Here is an 8,019-nt window from a genome sequence, read left to right on the forward strand (position 1 = left end):
CTTCACCGTTTTCCTCAGGTAATTGGCAACCGATCCAATGGCATCAACAGCATCCGACCAGATATCAACATCCCCGTCTTCGTCATGATCGACAGCGTAAGCTTCATAGCTGGTTGGCATAAACTGGGGAAAGCCTGTCGCTCCGGCATAAGAGCCCTTGATGCTCAGAGTGTCCATCCCGAGGGCTTGGGTATGCACGATAAACTTGATCCACTCACGTTGAAAATAATCGGCGCGCCGCCCTTCTGTCACCGCAAGACTGCCCAGCGCATTAAAAGTATTGTGTCGCCCCAGAGAATTCCCGTAACGACTTTCGATACCGATGATGGCAACAATGATTTCTGCGGGCACACCGTAAGTGGCTTCGGCTTTGGCCAATAATGACTGATGCTCTTCAAGGAACTTCTTACCCTGGTGAATGGTCAGCCAGGATAGAAACATCGGTTTATATTCGACATAAGATTTGGTTTTTTCTGCCGGTGCGGCAATGTTGGTCACAGACTCTTCCCGATAGGATCCTTCGGCCATCCACCGCTCCACCTCAGTTCGGTCAAAGCCATGCTCGTCGACGAGCGTCTGAATTACGGCTTCAGTCCGTGGGAACTCAAGAAAATTTTTCGCCGTCGTAAAGGACAGTCCACTGAGGACAAGAATCAAAAAAAATCGAACCATACCACTCTCACCATAACCTAAAACGCCTGTCCATCTGCCAGCGTTATACTCGCTGATGCGTACTGATGGACATCAAGATGCCGAAGCCGGTCAACAGAGTCACAATAGAAGTTCCACCGTAACTGACCAAGGGCAAGGGTACGCCAACCACAGGCAACAACCCACTGACCATGCCGATATTTACAAATACATAAATAAAAAATGTCAGAGTAATTGATCCTGCCAACAACCGACAGAAGTTATCCCGTCCACGAGTGGCGATGACCATGCCCCGGATGACGATCGCCACATAAAGTGCCAGTAAGACCATTACACCGATAAAGCCAAACTCTTCACTCAGTACGGCAATGATGAAGTCCGTATGACTTTCCGGTAAAAAATCCAGCTGCGATTGCGTCCCCAGCAGGAAGCCCTTGCCATCCAGTCCTCCTGAGCCAATGGCTGTTTTGGACTGAATAATGTTCCAGCCAGCCCCTAAAGGGTCCGACTCGGGGTTAAACAACGTTAAAATTCTCGTTTTCTGATAATCACGCAGCACGAACATCCACATCAACGGCAGCGAACCGATACCGAGAACAATCCCTGAGGCAATGATTTTCCAGGACAATCCGGCCAGAAAAATAACAAAGACACCCGATGCGGCAATCAACAACGACGTTCCAAGATCGGGTTGCTGCAAAATCAACACAAAGGGGATCGCCAGGAGTATGGCGGCACCCAGAATATGCTTCAGTCTCGGAGGCAGGCCATAACGGGAAATGTACCAGGCCATCATCACCGGTACCGCCAGCTTCATGATTTCTGACGGTTGAAATCGAATAACGCCCGGTATCACCAGCCAGCGTTGCGCACCCTTTGCGCCCGAACCCACGACGAGCACGGCAATCAGAAAGGCAACACCGATCAGATAAAGCGCGCCACTCCATTGCTGATACCAACGCGGATCAAACTGAGCAACGATAAACATCGCCAGGAACCCAACACCAAAGCGAACCGATTGCCGCGTGACCGCCCCCCAGTCTCCGCCGCTGGCGCTGTAGAGCACGACCATACCGCCGGCCGCGAGAACTAAAAGCAGCAGGAACAGGTAGAAATCCACATGTATCCGCTGCCAAAAACCGGGCGTGGCGCTGAAACTGTCACGTGAGGCATGTCGAACAAAATCACTCAGCATTGGTTGGCTCCCTCAACAGGTACTCATCCAATAACTCTCGAGCGATCGGGGCCGCCACGGAACTGCCTCCACCACCATTTTCGACAACAACCGCCAGCGCAATCTTAGGGTTTTCCGCAGGGGCATAGGCGATAAATAATGCGTGATCCTTCAGATGATCCGGCACATCATCTACCGCTTCGCCATTTTCGTCGCGCTGAATTTCCGCGACCTGAGCAGTACCGGTTTTTCCTGCGAAGCGATAAGGCGCGTCATAAGCAACATGGCGGGCGGTCCCTTTCTGGCCATATAACACTTCTTCCATGGTGTGGTGAATGCGCGCCCAGTTTTCTTCATTGTTCAGTTGGATGTCCGGTTGTGCTTTTTCCGGGATATCCATCAATGATTCGTCATTGCTATACAGCATTAATCTCGGAGTCATCCAGGTTCCCTCATTGGCCATTACCGCAGTAGCAATCGCCAACTGCGTCGGTGTGGTCAACATGTAACCCTGACCAATCCCCAGGTTCACAGTATCGCCGGCATACCACGAAAACCCGTGACGGTCTTTTTTCCAATCGCGGGTCGGGTTAATACCAACCGCGGGGTTGTAAACATCCCAGGTGGTGTTTTTGCCGAAGCCGAACTGATCCAGAATGTTATGAATCGGCTCCAGCGTCATCTGATAAGCCAGATCATAAAAATACGTATCCACCGACTCTTCGATGGCGTCTGTCAGGTTGGTTTCACCATGACCGCCACGCTTCCAGTCCCGATAGATTCTTGGATCGTTTGGAAGCTGAAACTCGCCTTTATAGTCTGTGGTTTTGGTCCAGGTAGTGTACCCTCCGTCTACGCCACCCAGCCCGATAAAGGGTTTGATGGTCGATGCTGCCGGGTATTGCCCTCGCGTGGCCCGATTCAGGAATGGCTTATCGGGCGAATCGCGCAACTGATTGTAAAGCGTTGCCGGGAAGCCGGTGACGTAGAGGTTTGGATCAAAACTGGGTCGACTCACCAGCGTCAGTATCCCACCGGTTTCCGGTTCGATCGCAACGATGGCACCCCGCTTCCCTTCCAACAGATCAAAAGCCTTCTGTTGTAATGCCCGATCTAACTGAAGGTGAAGGTTGGCACCTGGTTCCGGCGCCTGTTTGTCCAACACATTCAGGATTCGACCACGGGCATTCGTTTCGACCCGCTGATAACCGGCCTTACCCAACAGAACTTCTTCATACTCCCGCTCGATACCCTGCTTACCGATAAAACGAATACCCGCGTAGGCGCCCGGATCGAGCTCTTGCAGCTCTTGTTCATTAATGCGTCCAACATAACCCAACACATGGGCAAACGCTTCTCCATGAGGATACTGTCGGATCAGCTCGGCCTCGACCTGAACGCCTTTCAGAAAATATCGATTAGCGGCTAGAACGGCAATTTCTTCTTCTGATAACTTCACTTTCAGCGGGATCGGATCATGAGGTCGTCGATACTGATTCAACCGTCTGTAAAACAGCTCAATCTGATCGTCGCTGAGTTCGACCAGTTGACGTAACTCTGCCAATAACGCGTCCATATCATCGACACGTTCAGCGACAATACTGAGCGTATGGGATGGCAGGTTTTCAGCCAGCAGTTCACCATTGCGGTCGTATATCAGCCCTCGAATGGGCGCTATGGGCAGCACTTCGAGGCGGTTGTTGTCCGATAGGGCCTGATGTTTCTCATGCTGAATGATCTGTAAAAAAAACAACCGGGCGATCAGAACAAGCAACATTGCAGCGACAACGAACAGTGCCACAAGCATGCGTCGCTGAAACAGCCGCCGTTCATATTCTTTGTTGTCGAGTGAATGATTCTGCATGTACTACTTATGATATGGGTGGTTCTGAGTAATGCTCCAGGCACGATAGAGCTGCTCAGTCAGCAACACACGCACCAGTGGATGCGGCAACGTCAGGTTCGACAAACACCATTTCTGATTGGCACGAGCCAGGCAACGCGGATCTAACCCATCGGGGCCACCAATCAGCAACAGGGCATCCTTAGCCTGTTCGCGCCAACCCTGGAGTTGTTCGGACAGTTGCTCCGTCGACCACGGCTTGCCAGAAAGATCGAGCGCAATCACATGATCCTGATCTTTAATAACCGCAAGCATGGCGTCGCCTTCCTGAGCAATGGCTTTGCTGACACCACTGCTTTTGCCGCGATTGCCAATGGCCAATGGTACAAACTCCACTGACAAATCACGGGGCAGTCGACGCAGGTATTCCTGCGTGGCCTCATTCACCCAGGCGGGCATTTTCTGCCCAATGGCAACAATCCTGATCTTCATGTTGTTACTCAGATGGCGGAGTCATTCCGGACCAGAGGCTTTCCAGATCGTAAAGCGCCCGGGCTTCCGGCAACATCACGTGCAATACCAGATCAACGAAATCCAGTAGCACCCAATCTGAACCGGTCTGGCCTTCCTGATGATCGGCGACATAACCTTTTTCTTTCATTTCTTCAGCCACGCTGTTGACCACGGCTGCAATGTGCCGGGTTGATGTACCCGAAGCGATAACCAGAGTATCCATCAGCGTAGTTTTGTCACGGACATCAATCACCTGAATGTCGGTGGCCTTGATGTTTTCAAGTGCCTCAATCAAGTTACTGATCAACGCCTCATTGTGAGCATTTTTGATTTGCGCTTTATCTGACATAGTGTTCCTGTTTCTTTATAAAGTAACCTCCGATCCGGCAAGTCGAGCCGGACGGAGGATTTTACGACCGGTTTTGATACAGGCCGTGTGAATCAATGTAGTCGGAAATAACCTTCGGCGTTTGCTGACGCAGGCACGCCTGCCCCGATTGACGTAACTGACTCGACGCCAGCTTAATGTCAACGCGTCCGTCGACATAGAACTGAGATGTCTGTCCGATGAGCGACTCAAAGTCATCAACCCGTTGGACACCCGGATGAACCGTCACAAGCGCCTCACCCTGCCGCTGAAACACCCAAAACGATAAAGTTTCCATCAGGGTAACTGCGTGGTGCCATTTTGGGAGACTGTTCCAGGCATCGGTACCGAGCGCAAACAACCAGGTGCCCTGATTATCTTCACTTTGAAGCCGGGCAATGGTGTCAGACGTATAACTGACACCTTGGCGACGGATTTCCTGATCATCGACAACAATGCGCCCTGCTTGCGGATGACTGCTCTGCCACAGTTTCAGCATAGCCAGGCGTGCTTCAGCGGGAACCGTCGCGGCGTCTTTCAAAGCTGGCTGTGCGCAAGGGATCAAGCGCAACTCAGTTACCTCAGTCTGCTCCAGAATCGTATTACAGACTGCTTCATGAGCCAGATGAAACGGATCAAAGGTGCCGCCGTAGACAACCCGGATATCAGGGTTCACGAATCTCGCCATCACCAAAGACTACGTACTTCTGCGAGGTAAGCCCGACCAGTCCTACCGGACCCCGCGCATGAATTTTATCAGTCGATATCCCGATCTCAGCCCCCAGGCCGTATTCAAACCCATCGGCAAATGCGGTTGATGCATTGATCATCACGGATGCGGAATCCACTTCCCGCAGAAATCGTCGTCCGCGGGTGTAGTTCTCAGTCACAATACTGTCAGTATGATGACTGCCATACCGGTTGATGTGCTGAATCGCGTCATCAAGACCATCCACAACCTTGACGGACAGGATTGGTGCCAGATACTCGGTACTCCAGTCCTCTTCTGTTGCAGGCTGACAATCGATCAATGCCTGAGTTTTCGGACACCCTCTCAGTTCAACGCCATGACGGTCGTAGATTGACTGCAGTGAAGGCAGCAGGACATCGGCAACCAACGAGTCCACCAGCAACGTTTCCATGGCGTTACAGACGCCATATCGCCGGGTTTTTGCATTCTCTGCAATGGCCAGTGCTTTCTTAGGATCGGCTTCAGCATCAATGTAAACATGGCAAACACCATCAAGATGCTTGATGACCGGTACCCGCGCGTCCTGACTGATGCGCTCAATCAACCCTTTACCACCACGGGGAACGATCACATCAACGTATTCCGGCATTGAAATCAAATACCCCACGGCTTCACGATCTGTCGTATCTACAACCTGAACAACGGCCTGCGGTAAACCAGCGACTTCGAGCCCTTGCTGGATGCATCCAGCCAACGCGTTATTTGAGTGAATGGCTTCACTGCCGCCACGCAGAATGACCGCATTGCCCGACTTGAGACACAGGCTCGCGGCCTCAATCGTCACGTTGGGTCGACTTTCATAAATAATGCCGATAACACCCAGCGGTACCCGCATTTTCCCGAGTTGAATACCACTGGGGCGATAATCCATTTCCGAAATACTGCCGACCGGATCGGGTAATGAAGCTACCTGCTGTAACCCTTCAACCATACCCTGGATACGCTCGGGTGTGAGCGTTAACCGATCCAGCATGGCGTCACTCAGACCCTTTTCCCGACCTGCTACCAAGTCACGTTGGTTAGCTTCGCTCAACTCAGACTGCATCGCCTGAATAGCTTCCGCCGTTGCCAGAAGGGCCCGATTTTTTGTCGCTGTATCACTGCGAGCAATCTCAGCAGAGGCGGCACGTGCGCTGGCCCCTACACCGGACATATATTCAAAAACCGTATTCGATGACATGATCTTCGCTAGAATTTACATTAAAGCGCGCTAGTATACCCTGCTAACCGGTTGATCACTATGACCCTGCCGCGTACCTTTTTTGAAAATTCGGCCCGCTTTATCGGAGCCTGACACATTATGGAATGGCTACAATCGTCACCCCTTGTAATTCTGCTCGCGGTAGCCCTGGTTGCGTTTCTCGAATCCTTTGCCCTGCTTGGCGTATTGGTTCCGGGAGTGGTGCTGCTGTTTTCGTTAGCCGCACTGGCAAACACCATGAATATCCCCATAGCATTGCTTCTGCTCATGGGCGCTATTGGCGGCTGTACAGGTGATATCAGCAGCTACGCCATTGGTTGTCGGTTAAACCAGCGCATTGATACCTACCCTTGGTTTCGACGTCACCGCACTTGGCTGGAACAGGGGCATTGGTTTGTGCAGAAATGGGGATGGCTGAGCGTTATTATCGGACGATTTCTAGGCCCCCTACGGCCTGTTGTCCCGCTGGCGGCCGGCACTTTGGGGATGTCACCGCGGCTGTTTGTACCCATTAACATCCTGACGGTTCTTGTTTGGTCGCCCGCCTACCTTTTGCCCGGATATTATACTGGCGAGCTGGCCGATCTCTGGCGGATTCAACCCCTGAGCACCCGCTCGCTTATAATCTACCTGTTAAGCGCCATCAGTATCAGTGCTGGCTTGCTGGCGATTTACCATCACACCCACCCCCATCGCTGGCATCTGCGCGGCTGGATCACTCAACGACAAGCCGATCGCTGGCCTGTGGGACCGGCAGCTTTGCTGATTATAGCGACCATCTGGGGGGCAACCTTGTTGTTCTGGCCACCTACCGAACAGGATATTCAGCTTTTGCAATGGGCCGCACAGTGGCAGACCACGACACTGGCCACGCTGGGTCATATCGGAGTTCTGTTAAGCGACAGTACGCTGATCTTGTTGCTGTTTTTCAGCCTTGGACTGTGGCTTATTGTGGTGAAGCGCACTGCACTTCTACTTTTACTTTTTGGCACGCTGATGGGAACCAGCCTTGGGGTCACCTTCGGATTGGGTCACCTCACCGCAATCGATGCCGGACCACCCCTGTTAGGCCTGACACTCTTCACCGTATTTTGCGGATTCTTCGCCAATGTACTTTCCAGTCAACTGGACAGCCTTCGCCGCTGGCCCATCTATGCTGTTACCAGCCTGTTCTTGATATACGCACTTTTCAGCCACCTGTTGACAGGCGAACTCAAATTATCAGAGACGTTAATTGCCATGCTTACCGGCTTGATTGCGAATGCGTTATTACGCAGCGCCTGGCAGATGCGCCATTTACCGTTATTTGTGCCTCTGCCCATACCATTAGCCGGCCTGCTGATCTTGACGGCATCGGCCTGGCTCAGTGTTCAGTTATAGGTCAGGCCTCATCCAGAAACATAAAGGAGACAAAGGTCATGAGAATAACGCCAAAAATCAGGATAAAAAGTTGCCCGGCCATCAGCAAAGCAGGCAACCCGATGATCCAGCTGTTTTTTACCCATGCACGCGCCGATGA

Annotated in this window: 8 protein-coding genes; 1 reads left to right on the top strand and 7 read right to left on the bottom strand. The window is 52.1% G+C overall.

All coding sequences use genetic code 11. The features are described from left to right. From MED297_RS17770 to MED297_RS17800, 7 genes are all read right to left on the bottom strand, one after another. Positions 1–672 (bottom strand): lytic murein transglycosylase (locus MED297_RS17770; RefSeq protein WP_008047394.1); only part of this gene is annotated, 672 nt, incomplete at its 3' end. 43 nt (positions 673–715) lie between these two features. Beyond that, complete coding sequence (gene rodA, locus MED297_RS17775; protein WP_008047395.1) at positions 716–1,846, bottom strand: rod shape-determining protein RodA; 1,131 nt, start codon at positions 1,844–1,846, stop codon at positions 716–718. Beyond that, the gene (gene mrdA, locus MED297_RS17780) at positions 1,836–3,689 is read right to left on the bottom strand and encodes a penicillin-binding protein 2 (RefSeq protein ID WP_008047396.1); all 1,854 of its coding nucleotides are present in this window, start codon (positions 3,687–3,689) and stop codon (positions 1,836–1,838) included. The genes rodA and mrdA overlap by 11 nt, the downstream gene beginning before the upstream one ends. A gap of 3 nt (positions 3,690–3,692) precedes the next feature. Further along, positions 3,693–4,160 carry a 23S rRNA (pseudouridine(1915)-N(3))-methyltransferase RlmH gene (rlmH, locus tag MED297_RS17785; protein WP_008047397.1) on the bottom strand — a complete coding sequence of 156 codons (468 nt, stop codon included), beginning with the start codon at positions 4,158–4,160 and terminating at the stop codon, positions 3,693–3,695. 4 nt (positions 4,161–4,164) lie between these two features. Continuing rightward, the gene (gene rsfS / locus MED297_RS17790) at positions 4,165–4,530 is read right to left on the bottom strand and encodes a ribosome silencing factor (RefSeq protein ID WP_008047398.1); all 366 of its coding nucleotides are present in this window, start codon (positions 4,528–4,530) and stop codon (positions 4,165–4,167) included. 61 nt (positions 4,531–4,591) lie between these two features. Next, on the bottom strand, positions 4,592–5,224 hold the full coding sequence (gene nadD / locus MED297_RS21585) for a nicotinate (nicotinamide) nucleotide adenylyltransferase (protein ID WP_050762951.1): 633 nt from the start codon (positions 5,222–5,224) through the stop codon (positions 4,592–4,594). Further along, positions 5,214–6,479, bottom strand: a complete 1,266-nt coding sequence (locus MED297_RS17800; RefSeq protein ID WP_040557600.1) for a glutamate-5-semialdehyde dehydrogenase — start codon at positions 6,477–6,479, stop codon at positions 5,214–5,216. The genes nadD and MED297_RS17800 overlap by 11 nt, the downstream gene beginning before the upstream one ends. Positions 6,480–6,599: 120 nt before the next feature. Here MED297_RS17800 and MED297_RS17805 point away from each other — a divergent pair, with 120 nt between their 5' ends. Next, positions 6,600–7,880, top strand: a complete 1,281-nt coding sequence (locus MED297_RS17805) for a DedA family protein (protein WP_008047402.1) — start codon at positions 6,600–6,602, stop codon at positions 7,878–7,880. The last annotated feature ends 139 nt before the right edge of the window (positions 7,881–8,019 follow it).

Source organism: Reinekea blandensis MED297, assembly GCF_000153185.1.
In the GTDB taxonomy this organism is placed as follows: domain Bacteria; phylum Pseudomonadota; class Gammaproteobacteria; order Pseudomonadales; family Natronospirillaceae; genus Reinekea; species Reinekea blandensis.